Source organism: Parasphingorhabdus sp. (assembly GCF_048269915.1).
Lineage (GTDB): Bacteria > Pseudomonadota > Alphaproteobacteria > Sphingomonadales > Sphingomonadaceae > Parasphingorhabdus.
The window spans coordinates 750,084-766,994 of the sequence record NZ_JBLWTY010000001.1 but is presented as its reverse complement, the minus strand read 5'-3'; the positions used below and the strand labels follow the sequence as shown (position 1 = coordinate 766,994).

Genomic DNA, 16,911 nt, shown 5'->3' with positions numbered 1-16,911 from the left:
CTTATCCGAAAATCTTTCTGACCCGATTGATGCCGTCCACCAGGGCGGCGACATCCTTGTCGTCACTGTAAATCCCGAAACTCGCCCGCGCCGTCGCCGCCACGCCGAGATAGTCCATCAAGGGCTGCGCGCAATGATGGCCGGCGCGGATCGCAACCCCGCCTTCATCCAATATAGTGGCGACATCATGCGGATGCACGTCGCCGACCGCGAAACTCAAAATGCCCATGCTCTGGTCGGGGCCAAAGACCCGCACCGAGTTGATCCCGGACAGGGCCTCGCGTGCCTTGGCCAGGGTAGCGTTTTCATGATCCGAAATCACGTCAAGACCGATGCCCTCGACATATTGGATCGCGGCATCCAGCCCGACCACGCCAACAATATGCGGCGTCCCCGCTTCAAAGCGGCCCGGCGGCGGTGCATAAGTCGTGCCGTCAAAGGACACGCGGTCGATCATCGACCCGCCACCCTTCCAGGGCGGCATGGATTCAAGCACGTCGTAAGGCGCCCACAAAGCGCCGATGCCAGTCGGCCCGTAAATCTTGTGGCCCGAGAAGACATAGAAGTCGCAGCCCAGGTCCTGCACATCGACCGGCAGGCGCGGCGCGGCCTGACAGCCGTCGAGCAGCAACTTTGCGCCAACCTTGTGCGCGATTGCCGCTGCCCGTTTGCCGTCGAGCAAGGATCCGAGCACATTGGAAACATGGGCCAGCGCGACGAGTTTATGCTGTTCGCTCAGATGCTCTTCGATCCAGTCGAGATCAATCTGGCCATCACCGGTCAGCGGCGCGACATCAATATGCGCGCCAACCCGCTCGGCCAGCATCTGCCACGGCACGATATTCGAATGATGCTCAAGCTGCGACAGCATGATGCGGTCGCCCTTTGCGATAAACTTGTTGCCCCAGCTTTCCGCAACCAGATTGATACTGTCGGTCGCGCCGCTTGTGAAGACAATTTCATTCTCGGACGCGGCATTCAGAAAACCCGCAACCCGTTTGCGCGCGGCTTCATAGGCGATCGTCATATTGGCCGACCGCGCATAGACGCCGCGGTGCACGGTGGCATAGTCCGGACCATAAGCGCGGGCGATGGCGTCGAGCACGGCCTTGGGTTTCTGCGCGGTGGCGGCGGTGTCGAGATAGTGCCAGTCAGCGGCTATGCCGGGGAAGTCGGCGCGATGGGACGGCGCAATTCCGTTCGTGTCGAGCGCAGTCGAGACACCACTATCGGCCACAACCGGCTTCTCGACTTCGCTCGAAGCGAACGGAAGAGAGCTGCTCTCGCTCACGACAAAGCCTCCAATACCTCAAGCGCCTTGCCCTCGATCGCATCCCGCACGGCATCATCATCAACCGACACAAAAGCATCGGCAATAAACGCCTGCAGCATCAGCTTCTTCGCCTGCGCCGGCGGCAAACCGCGCGAGGCGAGATAGAAGAGCGCCTGCTTGTCGAGTTCGCCAACGGTCGCGCCATGGGCGCATTTCACGTCGTCAGCGAAAATTTCCAGCTCGGGCTTGGCATTCGCGGTCGCGCCGCGATCCAGCAGCATCGCCTTGACCGACTGCGCCGCGTCAGTTTTCTGGGCGTGGCGGGCAACATTGATACTGCCGAGGAAGCTTCCGGTAGCCGTATCCGCCAGCACCGAGCGGACCACCTGGTTGGAAGTCGCATTGGGCTCGGCGTGGATCGTCTCGGTAACGATTTCCAGCGTCTGCTTGCCTGACCCGAGAATCGCGCCACCCAGTTCGAAATGGGAGCCATTGCCGAGCGTCGCCCTGACCTGAATCCGGCCATAGTCAGCCCCGCTGGCCAGCACATGCAGGACAAAACTCGCCTTGTCGCCAATGGTAACATCAAGATTGACCATGCCGACACCGTCGATCACCGGCAATTCGGCAATCTGGCGCGAGACGGTTTCGCCTGCGGGCACAGTGATCTGCTCCGGACCGGCCAGTTTCGGCCAGACGGTTTCGAGGGCCTTGAGGTCGGCATAGCGCCACGCTTCATCGCGTTTTGTGGGTAGAGGCAGCATTGTGGTCACGCCGCCTCCGCGATCGCTTCATAGCCTTCGTTCTCAAGCTGCAACGCCAGTTCCGGCCCGCCCGTCTTCACAATCCGGCCAGCTGCCAGAACATGAACAAAATCCGGCTTCACTTCGTCGAGCAGGCGTTGATAGTGGGTGATCAGCAACACCGCCTTGTCGGGCTTGCGCATGATCGCGTTGATGCCGGACCCCACGGTGCGCAGCGCGTCGATGTCGAGGCCGCTGTCGGTCTCGTCGAGGATCGCCAGCTTGGGATTCAAAATCCCCATCTGCACCATCTCGTTGCGCTTCTTCTCGCCGCCGGAGAAGCCGACATTGACCGCACGCTTGAGCATATCCATGTCCATCTTCAGCAGCGCCGCCTTTTCCTTGGCCAGCTTGATAAATTCCGCGCCCGTCAACGCCTCTTCACCGCGAACCGCACGCTGGGCATTCAGGCTTTCGCGCAGGAATTGCAGATTGGACACGCCGGGAATTTCGACCGGATATTGGAAGCCGAGGAAGATGCCTGCCGCAGCCCGCTCATGCGGGTCGAGGGCGAGGAGGTCCACCGTAGAATCCGTTAGCCCTGAGCTTGTCGAAGGGCGCGTCTCGTCCGAGAGGCGTGGTTCGACAGGCTCACCACTAACGGCTCTACGCGTAAACGTCACCGACCCAGCGGTCACTTCATAGCCGGGCCGGCCGCCCAGCGCATAGGCCAGCGTCGACTTGCCGGCGCCATTGGGGCCCATGATCGCATGGATCTCGCCCGCGTTGATGGTGAGCGAAAGCCCCTTGAGGATTTCGGTGTCGCCGACGGTGGCGTGGAGGTTTTCAATTTTTAGCATAAAAAATAATCCAGTTTATCGCACAAATTCCAAGTTTTGCCATAGCCGCAGCATTATTGGCCGTAGCTTCGGCCCCGCATCATCAGCGCTACTAATATTCGGCTCAACAGAAATCAGCGCCTGCTCCAAGGCTTGAGTTTCCCTCGGACACCGCTGGCGCAACTCTGTAGTCATTTCTAGGTCGTTCAGCTCTTGCATCGGAGGGTTGTTCACGGAAACGCCAAGAAGACAATCACCAAGATACTTTTTCTGAAAATGAAATTGTTGAGGGTTCTGCCGTGTAGTTTCGATGTCGGCTATTGCTGTTTGCTTGAAACGACTGGTTGCATTTTCCGCAAAAGCTTTTGCATATGGTGGCGGATTTTCGGTATCTTCTAGCAATTCTTCAAGCTCGGCATCGCAACTTGCTACAGCATTGTCGATCAAGATTTCTGGCTTCACATCCGCAAACAAATTAGCGCCAACCTCACCAGTTAGACAGGCTTGGTGTTTGCCTAGAAATTCCATTCCACCAGTTTGAGCAAAGGCCGAACCACGGCTCAACCCGAGAACCAAAGACAAAATCAAAGCAACGATCGTTTTCACCCCACACTCCCCTCAAGGCTGATCGCCAGCAGTTTCTGCGCTTCGACCGCAAATTCCATCGGCAGTTCCTTCAGAACTTCCTTGGCAAAGCCGTTGACGATCAGGCTCACCGCTGCCTCTTCGTCGAGGCCGCGTTGCTGGGCGTAGAACATCTGGTCGTCGCTGATCTTGCTGGTGGTTGCTTCATGCTCGATCGTCGCGGTCGGGTTTTTGACCTCGATATAGGGCACAGTATGCGCGCCTGACTGATCGCCGAGCAGCAAGCTGTCGCACTGGGTGAAATTGCGGACATTTTCGGCATTGGGGCCAACCCGCACCAGGCCGCGATAGGTATTGTCGCTATGACCGGCGCTAATACCCTTGGAGATGATCGTCGAACGGGTGTTCTTGCCGTTGTGGATCATCTTGGTGCCGGTATCGGCCTGCTGATAATTGTTGGTCAGCGCCACCGAATAGAATTCGCCAACGCTGCCTTCGCCGTTGAGGACGCAGCTTGGATATTTCCACGTCACCGCGCTGCCGGTCTCGACCTGGGTCCAGCTGATCTTGCTGTTCTTGCCCTGGCACAGGCCGCGCTTGGTGACGAAATTATAGATGCCGCCCTTGCCATTTTCGTCGCCGGGATACCAGTTCTGGACGGTCGAATATTTAATCTCCGCATCATCCATCGCGACCAGTTCGACCACGGCGGCGTGCAGCTGGTTCTCGTCGCGCATCGGCGCGGTGCAGCCTTCGAGATAGGAGACGTAAGAGCCTGCTTCGGCGACGATCAACGTCCGCTCGAACTGGCCGGTATTTTCCGCATTGATCCGGAAATAGGTGCTCAGCTCCATCGGGCAGCGGACGCCCTTGGGGATGTAGACGAAGGTGCCGTCGCTGAACACGGCGCAGTTGAGCGTGGCAAAATAATTGTCATGCATCGGCACAACCTTGCCGAGATATTTTCTGACCAGATCGGGATATTCCTTGATCGCCTCGCTGATCGAGCGGAAGATCACGCCCGCGTCTTCCAGTTCCTTGCGGAAGGTTGTCGCCACCGACACGCTGTCAAACACCGCATCCACTGCAACCTTGCGCGCGCCCTCGACGCCCGCGAGCACCTTCTGCTCCTCGATCGGAATGCCGAGCTTCTCATAGACGCGCAGGATTTCCGGGTCGACCTCGTCGAGGCTGCCAATTTTCTCCTTCGCCTTGGGCTCGGCATAATAATAGGCATCCTGATAGTCGATCATCGGGATGTCGAGCTTCGCCCAGTCCGGCGATTCCATTTTCTCCCACTGGCGAAACGCCTTGAGACGCCATTCCAGCATCCACTCGGGCTCGCCCTTCTTGTCGGAAATGAAGCGCACCGTGTCTTCATTGAGACCCTTGGGCGCGAAATCCTGTTCGATGTCCGACGACCAGCCGAACTCGTAAGTGCTCGCCTTGTCGACCGCTTCCTGCGCCTCGGCGTTCATTTCCTTACGCTCGTCCATTGCTTCGGTTTTCACTTGTTCACTCATAGCATTATCCCGCCATTATTCCGTTCGTGTCGAGCGCAGTCGAGACAGTTCGCCCGCTATCACCGTCTCTCGACTTCGCTCGAGAGGAACGGTGAATCGTGTTTTTTGAAGGCAAATCCGACAGGCTGGCCAGACTGACATCATCCAGGGCATTTCTGATCGTGCGATTGACCACGCCCCAATGGGGCTTCACCGTACAGCCGGTTTCCAGCGCACAATCATGATTGCCGTCGATGGTGCAACTGGTGATCGCGAGCGGCCCTTCGACCGCCTCGATAATATCGGCCAGGCTGATCGAGGCCGGCGGGCGCGACAGGCGAATACCGCCGCCGATTCCGCGCGTCGATTCAAAAAGGCCCGCCGCCGTCAGCTTGCTGACCAGCTTCTTCGCGGTCGGCAGCGGAACGCCGGTTTCCTGCGCCAGCTTTGCCGCGTTGAGCTTGCCTTCCGCAAGCAGCGCCGCACCACAATGGCGCGCCGCAGCGGACATCAGGACAACAGCATAGTCGGCGAAGTTGGAAAGACGCATTTTCTCGAATCGCTAGGGTTGAATCTCTAAACAAGACTGATTTAGTCTCATTTATCCAATATTGCAAGAAGCGGGAAGGTTATGGATTGGAAATCAATTGCATGGCGAAAAATCCGCAAAAGGCAAACATGTTTCCAATTTTTCCAATCAGGTGTCCGATGTCAGCGAAGCGATCTTGCCTTTCAGCTCCCCACGCTGATCGATCAGCCGCGCGGTTTCACCCTCGCCCACTCTCAGCTGGGTCGGGGTCACGCCAGCGAAGAATTTTACCTCGCGGATCATGTGTGACTGGTCATAAAAGGCATCGACAAGCTCGAGCAATTCTTCCTCATTATGCTCGGCATAGGCCCGCGCCGCCCGCAAGGCGCGATATTTGCGCGCGAGATATTTTGGCGGCATGCCATATAGCTTGTTGACCGTGCGCAGCACCTGCCGCGAACTTTGCGCCGAGCGTTCCATCAGTCTGCTGACCGGGGGCGAGGGCTCGGAGGACAGCCACTCATCGACCATCCTGGTGAAATCGGCCGTTTCCGGCTTGAGTCGGGGTTTGAGGGACCGATAGACCTTGTCCGCCCAGGCCACCATTTCCTCGGGAGTCTGGCAGCCGCGCAAATATTCCAGATTCTTGTCAATTTCCTGGGTAAACACCTCCGCGGCGTTCACCGCCCGGTCGGTATAGTCAGCCGCAGATTTACGGGTGGATATCGCCCATCCGGCGGGCAATATGCCGACGCCAAACATCCGGAACGGGCCTTTCACTTCAAAATGCATTGAACCGGTCGACGGCCCCTGCAACATCGCATCGGATGCCGGAAAACTGCTTCCATCGGAAAAGCCAATCACAGCATTTCCTTCCAGCAGGAAGCGTAGCTGGGCGATGGCCGCCCGCTCATTATCGGCAAAGCACGGTTCATCTACCTCGAAAAGATAATAGACCGAGACCAGGTCCCGGATATCTTCTGCTGGCGCGAAATATCTCAAACTTACCAAATTACGACCCCTTGATCTGCCCCTCCCCCAGGTTCAGATTCCATATGGATGCGCTTTTATAGGTGAAAAACATAGTTAAAAAAAAGGCCTGACCAAATAAATGGTCAGGCCGATAAGGAAAAGAACTCAGATGCCATCGCAATAGGATGGCAGGAGCCCTTCGGGTCGCAATACCCTTATGCACCCAAAAGGACTCCGATTCATTGGACAAATACGACAGATTTCACCCGACTCTTTGACAATTTAGGACATGGTCGCCGATTGACGGTGCGCCTCACCGACCAGCCTCGATCCACGCATCGACCCGCTCTTCCATGATATCGAGCGGTACCGGACCACTTTTCAGAATCACGTCATGAAAATCGCCCATAGTGAATGTGTCACCGAGGGCATCCTGCGCCCGTGCCCGTAGCTCAAGAATTTTCAGCTTGCCAATCATATAGGCCGTGGCCTGTCCCGGATAGACAATATAGCGCTCAATCGCCTTGCGAATATCGCCTTCCGGATTGGGCGTATTCTCCGTGAGATACTGAATTGCTTCTTCGCGGCTCCAGCGCTTGTGGTGGATGCCCGTGTCAACCACCAGGCGGCAGGCCCGCCACAACTCCATCCCGAGCCGGCCAAAATCGCTATAGGGATCCTGATAAAAGCCCATGTCCTTGCCAAGCTCTTCCGTATAAAGACCCCAGCCCTCGGAATAGGCTGTGACACCGCCGAATTTCCGGAACGCGGGCAGATCACCCAGTTCGGTCTGGATCGCCAGTTGCAAATGATGCCCGGGCAACCCCTCGTGATAAGCCAGCGCCTCGAGCTCTGTCTTGGACATGCTCTTCAAATCATAGAGATTGACATAATAGGTGCCTGGCCGCGAACCATCTGGTGCAGGACGCTGGTAAAAGGCCTTGCCAGCCGATTTTTCGCGAAAGGCCTCGACCGGCTTGATCACCAACGGTGCTTTCGGCAGCGTATTGAAAAACTCGGGCAGTTTCTGTTCCATGGCGCCAAGCTTGGTACGGGCTTCCGCCAGATAATCTTCCCGACTGGTGAAAAAATATTGATCACCGGTTCTGAGATGCGTGAAAAATTCCCGCAAGCTCCCTTTGAAACCCACTTTCTCCATTATTTTTCGCATTTCACCGTGAATGCGCGCAACATTGTCGAGGCCGATCTGGTGGATTTCGTCAGCCGACAAGTCTGTGGTGGTATAATTTTGCAGACGCTCGGCATAATAAGCCGGTCCGTCCTTGAATCGCCAGATACCATCGCCGTCAACCGCCATCGCCTGCTGGCGCTCCATTTCGCCAATCAGTTTCTCATAGGCGGGCTTCAGGCTACCGGTCAGCGCCTTTTTTCCCCGCGCAATAAGGTCGGCCTTCTCTGCATCCGGAATGTCCAGCGCGCCCACCTTCTTTTTCAGATCTGCATAAACAGGCGAATCCGCGCCCTCGCCGAACGGCGCGCCGCTGATCACATTTTTTGCATCGCTGATCACATAAGGGAAAACCCAATCGGGCACGATGATCCCGTCATCAGCCCGCTCGGCCGACTGGGCAACCAGCGACTCGATCATCGTTCCGGCACCGGCAAGGCGTTCGACATAGGCTTCGGCATCGGATTGATTGGCCACCCGGTGGATGTTGATCATGAAGGCCGGAATCTGACTTTGCGCGCCGTTCATCTGATCAAAAATATAATGGTTGCGGCGGAACGGAAAGGCCTTTCGCGCCCGTTCTGCCCGCGCCTGGAACAGGCGATAGCTCAGCTGGCTGGCGTCATTGAGCTGGCCTTTGTCGAAATCTGCTTCCATTGCGGCAAGCGCTGCCTGACCGCGTTCATAGTTCGCGATCTCGGCGGCTTCACTCGGATCATCCCATTGCCCATAATCGCCATCCCGAATCCCGCGATAGGATTTGGACAAGGGAGAGTGGGAAAGTTCCCGATCATCATAGTCTTTGAAGAACGAGGAGAGGTGCGCGTCGACATCCTGCTCGGCCTGGGCTGAAACAGGGGCAGCAACCGGGTCAGCTTGCGCCTGACTGACAGGCTGAACGGCGGCACAGCCGACAACGAGAGCCGACGCGGCGGTGAGCAATAAATATTTCATCCCAAATCTTCCTTTATTTCTGATGCGGATTCCCCCCCGGACCTATCATCCCGTTTTCATTTGCACAAACCCGCTAGCCGGCAGCGGGTAACGAAAGACAAAGCGGGCCAGATCAGGCGCGCACGGGACCACAATATAGCCAAGGGCATCTTTCCGGAACATACCCGGTGAAGCCGCTGACGCTACGACGGCCTGGGCAAATGGGGCGGCTATTGCGCCCGGGCCGCGAGCGGGATAGTTTCCATCAATCGGGATGGGGAGATATAATATGCGCAAACCACTGCTGTTGGTGGCCTGTACGGCTGCTTTAGCCTTGTCGGGCTGCTCGAAGGTGAAGGATGACGACAATGACAGCGCAAAAGTCACCGACACCGCCTATCCCGAGCAAGTATTCTGGGGCGACACCCATCTGCATACAGACAATAGCATCGACGCATTCGGCTTTGGCAACAGGCTGGACGCCCAGGCGGCCCTGAGATTTGCCCGCGGCGAAGAAGTCACCGCAACCAAAGGTGCCAAGGCAAAATTGTCGCGCCCGCTCGATTTTCTGGTGATTGCCGATCACAGCGATGCAATGGGCGCGACCAAAGCGATCATGGAGGCGCCGCGTATTGCTCTGCTCACCAACAAATTCCTGCTCCGCTGGCATGACATGATGAACGAGAGCGATGAGGGCTCGTTGCGGGTGACCGCCGAGCTTATCGACGGCGCGGCAAAAAATACATTGCCGAAGTCGCTGACCGACCCCGCGGAAACGAAAAAACGCACCACGGACCTCTGGGAAAAACACGGAGAAACCATAGACCAGTATAACGAGCCGGGAAAATTCACGGCCTTCATGGGTTTTGAATATACGCCGATGCCGGATGGCGACAATCTTCACCGGGTTGTGATGTTCCGCGACAGTCCGAAAAAAATGGGCGATACTATTCCTTATGGCGCGCTGGGTTCACAGGACCCGGAAAAGCTCTGGGCCTATATGGACGCCTATGAGAAAAAAACCGGCGGCAAGGTGCTGGCCATCCCGCACAATAGCAATGTGTCCAACGGCCGGATGTTCGCGATGAACAAATTTGACGGCAGTCCGATTGATGCCGCTTATGTAAAAACCCGGGCGCTGCGCGAACCGATCGTCGAGGTTACCCAGATCAAGGGTGACAGCGAGGCCCATCCATTTCTTTCGCCCAATGACGAGTTCGCTGATTTCGGCGTCGCCGGCTGGGACAAATGCAATTTGAGCTGCACGAAAGATATGCCGCCCGAAAGCTACGCTGGCAGCTATGCCCGCGAAGCGCTGAAACGCGGTCTGGAACTGACTCTTGCGGTGGGTGCCAATCCCTTCAAATTCGGCATGATCGGTTCGACCGACAGCCATACGTCGCTGGCAACTGCGGACGAGAATAATTTCTTTGGCAAGCACAGCGCCAACGAGGCGAATAACAAGGATCGCGCGCTGGAACCACAAAATCTGGGAACGCGGGAAGGCCGGTTCGGCTGGCATTATCTCTCCAGTGGCTATGCGGCCGTCTGGGCGACCAGCAACACGCGGGAGGCCATTTTCGACGCCATGATGCGCCGCGAGGTTTACGCGACAACCGGTCCGCGTATGCAGGTCCGTTTCTTTGGCGGTTTTGATTTTACCGCGGACGACACCGATGATCTGGTCAAAAGCGGCTATGCCAAAGGCGTACCGATGGGTGGAGACCTGAACGGCGACGGCGGTGCAGCACCGAAGTTCCTGATCAGCGCGCTGATGGATCCGGAAAGCGCCAGTCTGGATCGCATTCAGGTGGTCAAGGGATGGGTCGACGCGACCGGCGAAAGCCAGGAAAAAATCTACAATGTCAGCTGGAGCGATACCGAGACACGCAAGCTGGGAGCGGATGGCAAACTGAGTCCGGTACCCAATACGGTCGATTTGACCAAGGGCACCTGGGATAACGCCACCGGTGCACCAGAGCTGGTGACCTTTTGGCAGGATCCGGATTTCGACGCCACACAGCACGCCTTCTATTATGTCCGCGTACTGGAAATTCCGACTCCGACCTGGCCGGTTTATGATGCGCTGAAATTCAACCTGACGCTGCCCGATTCCGTCATCAAGATTCAACAGGAACGCGCCTATAGCTCGCCGATCTGGTATACGCCGGCAGCGTAGTTCGGTCTTCACGTTCGGCAGGAGCCAATTGTCCAACCATCGCCGCAATGGTTTGACAGGCTGCGGCTGATCATCATGGGTTACACATCATATGTCGAACAAGTTTTTCCGAGAACCACTGGTCCATTTTCTCGGCGGCGCGCTGCTCATTTTCGCTTTTTTCTGGGCCACTGGCACGGGACGTGACCCGGCGGACTATCAGATCAGCATCGATGAATCGGATATTGCCAGGCTGAACTCGGACTGGATACAGAATTTTCGCCGCGCACCAACCCAGGCTGAACTCGATGGCCTGATTGACCAGGAGATTACCGAGGAAATCTATTATCGCGAAGCCTTACGGCTGGGGCTGGACAAGAATGATCCCGTCATTCGGCGCAGGCTTTTCACGAAAATGCGCTTTGTCGATGGCGATGAAACGGAAAATTCCGCACCAACAGATGCCAACCTGCAGGATTGGATGGCCAAGAATCCCGGCAAATATACCCTGTCGCCACTCTATGATTTCGACCAAATCTATCTTGGCCAAATCAGCGCGGAAGAGGCCCGCGACCGGATCGATCGACTGAATAAGGGGGCTGCACCCTCCGCTTATGCACAATCCCTGTCTCTTCCCCCCTCTCTCGCGCGTGCCAGTTCCGCACAGATTACGCGCCAGTTTGGTGATCGTTTTGCCGAACAATTAGAGAGCCTCCAGACTGGCACTTGGCGCGGTCCGGTCCGCTCGGGTTTTGGCAACCATGCAGTCAAAATCACCGCAAAAGTTCCCGGCAAAACGGCCAAGCTCGATGATATACGACAACGGGTGACGAACGACTGGCGTGCAGCCCGGCAGACTGTACAGAAGGAAAAAACCCTTTCCCGATATCGGGCGCAATATGACATCACGGTTGCTGATCGACCATGACCTGCTGGCGCGCCGCCCTGTGGATTTTGCTGGGCCTCGTTCTGTGGCCCACAAATGCCAGAGCCGACGAACTGCGCCCGGCCTATATTGAAATGACTGAACAAACGCCCGGCCAATGGTCGCTGCTGTGGAAGGCCTCGGCCAACTCGCGCCTTGGCCGCAGCGGAGTAATCAAAATACCGGACAATTGCGTGATTGAAGGCGAGCGACAGCGCGAATTCGCTGGCAGCAATATTCTCACCCGTCTCGCGCTGCAATGCAATGGATCATTGCAGGGTCAGACTATAGGGCTCAAGGGCCTGGCGTTATCATCCACCGATGCATTGGTTCGCATCGCCCCGATGGACAGCGCCATGCAGACTCTCCGCCTGACCCCGGATCAGCCCTCGGCCATCCTGGCCACGCCGTCGGTAATCTCCAATGTCGCGGCGACCTATACGATCCTTGGCATCGAGCATATCTTGCTGGGGTTTGATCATCTGTTTTTCGTGTTGGCGCTTGTCTTGTTGCTCAAGGGGGGGTGGCTCGTGGCCAAGACCGTAACCGCTTTCACAGTCGCACATAGCCTGACATTGATTGGAACGACGCTCGGCTGGCTATCGCTGCCGTCACAACCGGTTGAAGCCGTTATCGCGCTGTCGATCGTCTTTCTGGCCGTCGAGGTCGTGAAAGCCAGACCGGATGATCTTCGGCTCTCGGAGCGGTTCCCGTGGATCGTGGCCTTTCTGTTCGGCCTGCTCCACGGCTTCGGTTTTGCCGGCGCCCTTGCCGAAATAGGCTTGCCGGAAGGCGACGTTCCCCTGGCTTTGCTGACATTCAACCTCGGTGTCGAAATCGGCCAGCTGACCATTGTAGCGATTGCACTGGCGATACTGCACGGGCTCCGGCAATTCAAGTTGAGCTGGGTCCGGCCAACCAAAACCGCCACGGCCTATGGCATCGGGATTATCGCAACCTACTGGTTTATCGAACGCATGCTTGCCTGAACCGGGTTGGGAAGTGCGACCCTGCAGCGATAACTGCAGCAAAGCGCGCGCCCCTTCGACACGATAGTCTGCGAATTCGCTGGGCGTTCAGGAAGCCTGATCCGCCAGCATCGCCTGCCAGCGCTGCATACCGGAAATCCAGCGTTCGGGATCGGCCCCCTTTTGCCTGACATACTCGCTGACTTCCGAATGGGGCAGAATCAGGAAGCGTTCGTCTCCAATCGCCTCGACACAAATATCAACAACCCGCTCCGCGCTCATGATGCCATCCTTGGCGACCGTGGCCGTATCGACGCCCGCGATCATCGGTGTGTCGACTCCTTGCGGACATAGAACAGAAACCTTCAACCCTTCCGCACCATGGGTAATGGCGAGCCATTCGGCAAAGCTCACCGCAGCATGTTTGGTCACCGAATACGGCGCAGAGCCAATTTGCGCCAGCAGCCCGGCCGCCGATGCTGTGTTGAGCAAATAGCCACCGCCACGCGCCAGCATCTTGGGCACCAATATCCTTGCAGCCTGAATGTGGGACAGAACGTTGATTTCCCAGAAATTCTGCCAAACCGCATCATCCACTTCGACACCGCCACTGGTTATGATGCCGGCATTGGAAACAAACAGATCGATCGGGCCGATGTCGGATTCGACCGTTTCGATTAAATTGCGAATATCCTCTGCCAGCGACACATCGGTTTTGATCGCAACACCACCAATTTCATCCGCAACCGCCTGTGCGCCGACAAGATCACGGTCAGCACAGATGATTTTCTTTGCGCCTTCTGCTGCGAACCGGCGCGCCATGGCTGCCCCTATGCCGCTGGCGCCGCCGGTGATGACGATAATCTTGTCTTTCAAATCCATTTTGATCTTGTCCCGCTTGAATAAATTAATCACTCGCTTAAAGATGCAAACCGGCTAGAACAAGGGCAAGATTGCCTGCGGGCCATGGCGCTCCCAAACGCCTGGCCCGGAACAAAGGAGAGAAAAATGTACAGTCACATGATGGTCGGATCCAATGATATGGACCGCTCGAAAAAATTCTATGACAACTTGTTCAAAAGCGTCGGTGGCAGGGAAGCGATGGTCGATCCAAAAGGTCGGCTGGTTTACGTGCATAATGACGGAATTTTCATGGTCACACCACCGATTGACGGTGCAGAGGCAACCTGTGGTAATGGCATGACCATTGGATTTGCCATGGAAAGTCCCGATCAGGCTGATGCATGGCACAAGGCTGGCCTGGAAGCCGGCGGCACCGCGATTGAAGACCCGCCGGGCGTCAGAGAGAATCCGGGGATGAATCTCTATCTCGCCTATCTGCGCGATCCCGACGGCAACAAGCTGTGCGCCCTGCACCGCATGGATTGAGATAAATGACAGACAGGACTATCCGCATCGGCGGTGCCAGCGGATACTGGGGTGAAAGCGCGATGGCTACGCCGCAGCTGCTCGGTGCCGGCGTCGATTATCTGGTTTATGACTATCTCGCCGAAATCACGATGTCGATCATGGCTCGGGCTCACGCAAAAGATCCGGCGGCAGGCTATGCTGGCGATTTCATCAGCGCTGTCCTGAAACCCCACGCCCGGACGATTGCCGAGCAAGGGGTAAAAGTCATTGCCAATGCGGGCGGTGTCAATCCTGCATCCTGCGGCGAAGCGGCGCAGGCCTTGATCAAGGCGCTGGGGCTGGACCTCAAGGTTGCGGTGATTACCGGCGACAATCTGCTGGCCGAGAGGGATGCCATCGCCGCCGCGGCCCCGACCGAAATGTTCACCGGCGCAGCCTTTCCGGACAAGGATAAAATCGCCAGCATCAACGCCTATCTCGGGGCCTTTCCAATCGCCCGGGCGCTGGCGGAAGGCGCGGATATCGTAATCACCGGGCGCTGCGTCGACAGCGCGGTGACTCTCGGTGCCTGCATCCATGAATTTGGCTGGTCCGCGAGCGACTATGATCTGCTCGCCAGCGGCAGTCTGGCAGGACATATACTCGAGTGCGGTCCGCAGGCGACTGGCGGCAATTTTACCGACTGGGAAGAGGCTGGCGATATTGCCAATATCGGTTATCCTGTCGGCGCGGTCTCAGCCGATGGATCGTTCACAGTCACCAAGCCCGAAGGAACCGGAGGCTGTGTCACGGTCGGCACGGTTTCGGAGCAAATGCTCTATGAAATCGGGGATCCACAGGCCTATATCCTGCCCGACGTGGCTTGCGATTTTTCGCAAGTCGAAATTGTTCAAACAGGGCCTGACACGGTGCAGGTTTCGCCGGCAAAAGGTTATCCGGCATCCGACCATTATAAAACCTGCCTGACCTATGGCGACGGATATCGGGGCGGAACCTATGTCAGTTTTTACGGTTTTGACGCTGCCCGCAAGGCGCAGAAATTCTGTGACAATGTCTTTGCCCGCGCCAGCCGGATCGTGCGCGGTCACAATCTCGGAGACTATAGCGAAACCAGTGTCGAGATCATCGGTGCGGAAAGCCAGTTCGGAGCATTTGCAACCGACTGCAAGCCCCGCGAAGTGGTCGCAAAAATCGCCGCCAAACATAGCGAGGCGGCGGCAATCGGAATATTGTTACGCGAGCTAACCGGACTGGGCCTCGCGACACCACCGGGGCTGAGTGGTTTTTCCGGTGCCCGCGCCAAACCCTCTCCTGTCGTGCGGCTGTTTTCCTATCTGACACCGAAAAACGCTTTGGCTATCCAGATTGATGTCGATGGTAAGAAGATCGCATTTGCGGATATGGAAGGCGCGGCGTTCGATATCGCCGCCATCGAACGCCCTCAGCCTCCGCAAGCGCCGGACGAGCAGGATAGCGGGGTCACGGTGCCCTTGGTTCAGCTGGCCTGGGCCCGCTCCGGCGACAAGGGCAACAAGGCCAATATCGGGGTGATCGCGCGTGACCCGGCCTATCTGCCCTTTATCTGGGCGGCTTTGACGCCTGAATCCGTGGCACAACGTTTCGGCCATTTTATCGAAGGCGGGGCCAATGCCGCTAAAGTGGAAGAATATTTTCTGCCTGGCTCCAACGCGATCAACTTCCTGATCGATGCGGTGCTTGGCGGCGGCGGTGTGGCGAGCATCAGAAATGATGCTCAGGGCAAGGGCTATGGCCAGATATTGCTCGCCCATCCGGTTTTGATACCGGCTGCACTGGCGGAAAAGCTAGATGATCAAAAAGGACAATCTCGATGATGCAGGAAGCCCAGGATTTTAAAGACGAAAGCGACACGCTGGCCACCCTGCTCGCCCATGCGGATGATGATCTATTGTCCACGGTTACCCAGTTCAAGAACTGGACGATCGAGGACGTCATCGGTCATTTGCATATCTGGAACCTCGCAGCCCTGATGACGCTCCAGGAACCGCAGGCCTTCCAGCGGTTCCTCAGCAACATCATGGGCGCATTCAAGGCCGGGAAAAATCACGTTGAAGCGCAATATGAATGGATTGACGAACATGCCGGCGGAATACGCGGCAGGGCCCTGTTTGACGCCTATTGCGATTATTATCCAAAACTGGCCGCCGCCTACGGCGAGGCCGACCCCGAAGCCCGCGTGGCCTGGGCCGGACCCGACATGACCACGCGCTCAAAGATCATCGCGCGGCAGATGGAAACCTGGTCGCACGGGCAGGAGATATTCGACATATTGGGCGAGGAGCGCAAAGACGGTGACCGCGTCCGCAATATCGCGCATCTCGGCGTGACTACCTATGGCTGGACCTTCCGCAACCGCCGCCTTGAACCGCCCGCACCGAAACCCTTCGTCCAGCTGACCGCACCATCAGGTGCAATCTGGGAATGGAATGATCCGCAGGACGACAATCTGGTGCGCGGCAATGCAGTCGAATTTGCCCAGGTCGTGACCCAGACCCGCAATATTGACGATACGGCGCTGGAGACGGCTGGCGATACCGCCCGCCAATGGATGGAAATCGCCCAATGTTTCGCTGGCGCACCGGAAACACCGCCGGCGAAAGGTGTGCGGCGGAGAGTGATCGGCTAGGTATTTTTAGCATTGCTAGGCGATGCCAGCGGCGTGATTGGCGATAAAGATGGGGATCGCGGCGAGTATCGACTAGGGCGTATTGTCGTTGACGCAGCTCCTCTGGTCACAAGGCGTTTTGCCGATCATCAAGTCGCATGGGCTCCAGTCCAACATTATGTTGAGGCCGATCATTTTTGACAATCCGGCGCAAGAATTCGGAAATTCAAGCAATATCTATTTGGATTGCTCACCATAATTCTCTAACGCCTCGAAACTG

Annotated in this window: 15 protein-coding genes; 6 read left to right on the top strand and 9 right to left on the bottom strand. The window is 57.0% G+C overall.

Going from position 1 to position 16,911, the window contains the following annotated elements:
• Nucleotide 1 precedes the first annotated feature (1 nt).
• The 8 genes from ACN0WX_RS03625 to ACN0WX_RS03590 all read right to left on the bottom strand — a co-directional run bounded on the left by ACN0WX_RS03625 (nt 2) and on the right by ACN0WX_RS03590 (nt 8,586).
• Nucleotides 2-1,237: a SufS family cysteine desulfurase gene (locus ACN0WX_RS03625; RefSeq protein ID WP_417621199.1), complete on the bottom strand. Its 1,236-nt coding sequence runs from the start codon at nt 1,235-1,237 to the stop codon at nt 2-4.
• A 50-nt stretch (nt 1,238-1,287) separates the two neighbouring features.
• Entirely contained in the window at nt 1,288-2,037 is a 750-nt protein-coding gene (locus ACN0WX_RS03620) for a SufD family Fe-S cluster assembly protein (RefSeq protein ID WP_417621198.1), read from the bottom strand.
• A 5-nt stretch (nt 2,038-2,042) separates the two neighbouring features.
• Nucleotides 2,043-2,876, bottom strand: coding sequence for a Fe-S cluster assembly ATPase SufC (gene sufC / locus ACN0WX_RS03615; RefSeq protein ID WP_417620905.1), 834 nt, complete (start codon nt 2,874-2,876; stop codon nt 2,043-2,045).
• A 15-nt stretch (nt 2,877-2,891) separates the two neighbouring features.
• Nucleotides 2,892-3,461 carry a hypothetical protein gene (locus tag ACN0WX_RS03610; RefSeq protein WP_417620904.1) on the bottom strand — a complete coding sequence of 190 codons (570 nt, stop codon included), beginning with the start codon at nt 3,459-3,461 and terminating at the stop codon, nt 2,892-2,894.
• On the bottom strand, nt 3,458-4,936 hold the full coding sequence (gene sufB / locus ACN0WX_RS03605) for a Fe-S cluster assembly protein SufB (RefSeq protein WP_417621197.1): 1,479 nt from the start codon (nt 4,934-4,936) through the stop codon (nt 3,458-3,460). The genes ACN0WX_RS03610 and sufB overlap by 4 nt, the downstream gene beginning before the upstream one ends.
• Nucleotides 4,937-4,967: 31 nt before the next feature.
• Nucleotides 4,968-5,492 (bottom strand): SUF system Fe-S cluster assembly regulator, encoded by a 525-nt coding sequence (locus ACN0WX_RS03600; RefSeq protein ID WP_417620903.1) that lies wholly within the window; start codon nt 5,490-5,492, stop codon nt 4,968-4,970.
• Between the two features lie 147 nt (nt 5,493-5,639).
• Nucleotides 5,640-6,482: a DUF6597 domain-containing transcriptional factor gene (locus ACN0WX_RS03595; RefSeq protein ID WP_417620902.1), complete on the bottom strand. Its 843-nt coding sequence runs from the start codon at nt 6,480-6,482 to the stop codon at nt 5,640-5,642.
• A 274-nt stretch (nt 6,483-6,756) separates the two neighbouring features.
• Entirely contained in the window at nt 6,757-8,586 is a 1,830-nt protein-coding gene (locus ACN0WX_RS03590; RefSeq protein ID WP_417620901.1) for a DUF885 domain-containing protein, read from the bottom strand.
• 268 nt (nt 8,587-8,854) lie between these two features.
• On the opposite strand from ACN0WX_RS03590, the gene ACN0WX_RS03585 reads away from it, so the two are divergent.
• The 3 genes from ACN0WX_RS03585 to ACN0WX_RS03575 all read left to right on the top strand — a co-directional run bounded on the left by ACN0WX_RS03585 (nt 8,855) and on the right by ACN0WX_RS03575 (nt 12,637).
• Nucleotides 8,855-10,744 carry a DUF3604 domain-containing protein gene (locus ACN0WX_RS03585; RefSeq protein WP_417620900.1) on the top strand — a complete coding sequence of 630 codons (1,890 nt, stop codon included), beginning with the start codon at nt 8,855-8,857 and terminating at the stop codon, nt 10,742-10,744.
• A gap of 91 nt (nt 10,745-10,835) precedes the next feature.
• On the top strand, nt 10,836-11,651 hold the full coding sequence (locus ACN0WX_RS03580; RefSeq protein WP_417620899.1) for a peptidyl-prolyl cis-trans isomerase: 816 nt from the start codon (nt 10,836-10,838) through the stop codon (nt 11,649-11,651).
• Nucleotides 11,648-12,637, top strand: a complete 990-nt coding sequence (locus ACN0WX_RS03575; RefSeq protein ID WP_417620898.1) for a HupE/UreJ family protein — start codon at nt 11,648-11,650, stop codon at nt 12,635-12,637. Before ACN0WX_RS03580 ends, ACN0WX_RS03575 begins: the two co-directional genes overlap by 4 nt.
• Nucleotides 12,638-12,724: 87 nt before the next feature.
• Here the strand turns inward: ACN0WX_RS03575 and ACN0WX_RS03570 are convergent, their stop codons facing one another.
• A complete protein-coding gene (locus tag ACN0WX_RS03570) occupies nt 12,725-13,498 on the bottom strand; it encodes an SDR family NAD(P)-dependent oxidoreductase (RefSeq protein ID WP_417620897.1) in 774 nt (257 codons plus the stop codon).
• 126 nt (nt 13,499-13,624) lie between these two features.
• Here ACN0WX_RS03570 and ACN0WX_RS03565 point away from each other — a divergent pair, with 126 nt between their 5' ends.
• Genes ACN0WX_RS03565 through ACN0WX_RS03555 form a run of 3 tightly spaced genes read left to right on the top strand, consistent with a single transcriptional unit; the run spans nt 13,625 to nt 16,652 of the window.
• The gene (locus tag ACN0WX_RS03565; RefSeq protein ID WP_417620896.1) at nt 13,625-14,005 is read left to right on the top strand and encodes a VOC family protein; all 381 of its coding nucleotides are present in this window, start codon (nt 13,625-13,627) and stop codon (nt 14,003-14,005) included.
• A 5-nt stretch (nt 14,006-14,010) separates the two neighbouring features.
• Entirely contained in the window at nt 14,011-15,840 is a 1,830-nt protein-coding gene (locus ACN0WX_RS03560) for an acyclic terpene utilization AtuA family protein (protein WP_417620895.1), read from the top strand.
• A complete protein-coding gene (locus tag ACN0WX_RS03555; RefSeq protein WP_417620894.1) occupies nt 15,837-16,652 on the top strand; it encodes a TIGR03084 family metal-binding protein in 816 nt (271 codons plus the stop codon). Before ACN0WX_RS03560 ends, ACN0WX_RS03555 begins: the two co-directional genes overlap by 4 nt.
• Nucleotides 16,653-16,911: the final 259 nt, after the last annotated feature.

What these genes read in the sequence shown, in the direction of transcription:
- ACN0WX_RS03620 (WP_417621198.1), bottom strand. Translation starts at nt 2,037, where the DNA reads ATGCTGCCTCTACCCACAAAACGCGATGAAGCGTGGCGCTATGCCGAC.
- sufC (WP_417620905.1), bottom strand. Translation starts at nt 2,876, where the DNA reads ATGCTAAAAATTGAAAACCTCCACGCCACCGTCGGCGACACCGAAATC.
- sufB (WP_417621197.1), bottom strand. Translation starts at nt 4,936, where the DNA reads ATGGACGAGCGTAAGGAAATGAACGCCGAGGCGCAGGAAGCGGTCGAC.
- ACN0WX_RS03600 (WP_417620903.1), bottom strand. Translation starts at nt 5,492, where the DNA reads ATGCGTCTTTCCAACTTCGCCGACTATGCTGTTGTCCTGATGTCCGCT.
- ACN0WX_RS03590 (WP_417620901.1), bottom strand. Translation starts at nt 8,586, where the DNA reads ATGAAATATTTATTGCTCACCGCCGCGTCGGCTCTCGTTGTCGGCTGT.
- ACN0WX_RS03585 (WP_417620900.1), top strand. Translation starts at nt 8,855, where the DNA reads ATGCGCAAACCACTGCTGTTGGTGGCCTGTACGGCTGCTTTAGCCTTG.
- ACN0WX_RS03580 (WP_417620899.1), top strand. Translation starts at nt 10,836, where the DNA reads ATGTCGAACAAGTTTTTCCGAGAACCACTGGTCCATTTTCTCGGCGGC.
- ACN0WX_RS03575 (WP_417620898.1), top strand. Translation starts at nt 11,648, where the DNA reads ATGACCTGCTGGCGCGCCGCCCTGTGGATTTTGCTGGGCCTCGTTCTG.
- ACN0WX_RS03570 (WP_417620897.1), bottom strand. Translation starts at nt 13,498, where the DNA reads ATGGATTTGAAAGACAAGATTATCGTCATCACCGGCGGCGCCAGCGGC.
- ACN0WX_RS03565 (WP_417620896.1), top strand. Translation starts at nt 13,625, where the DNA reads ATGTACAGTCACATGATGGTCGGATCCAATGATATGGACCGCTCGAAA.
- ACN0WX_RS03560 (WP_417620895.1), top strand. Translation starts at nt 14,011, where the DNA reads ATGACAGACAGGACTATCCGCATCGGCGGTGCCAGCGGATACTGGGGT.
- ACN0WX_RS03555 (WP_417620894.1), top strand. Translation starts at nt 15,837, where the DNA reads ATGATGCAGGAAGCCCAGGATTTTAAAGACGAAAGCGACACGCTGGCC.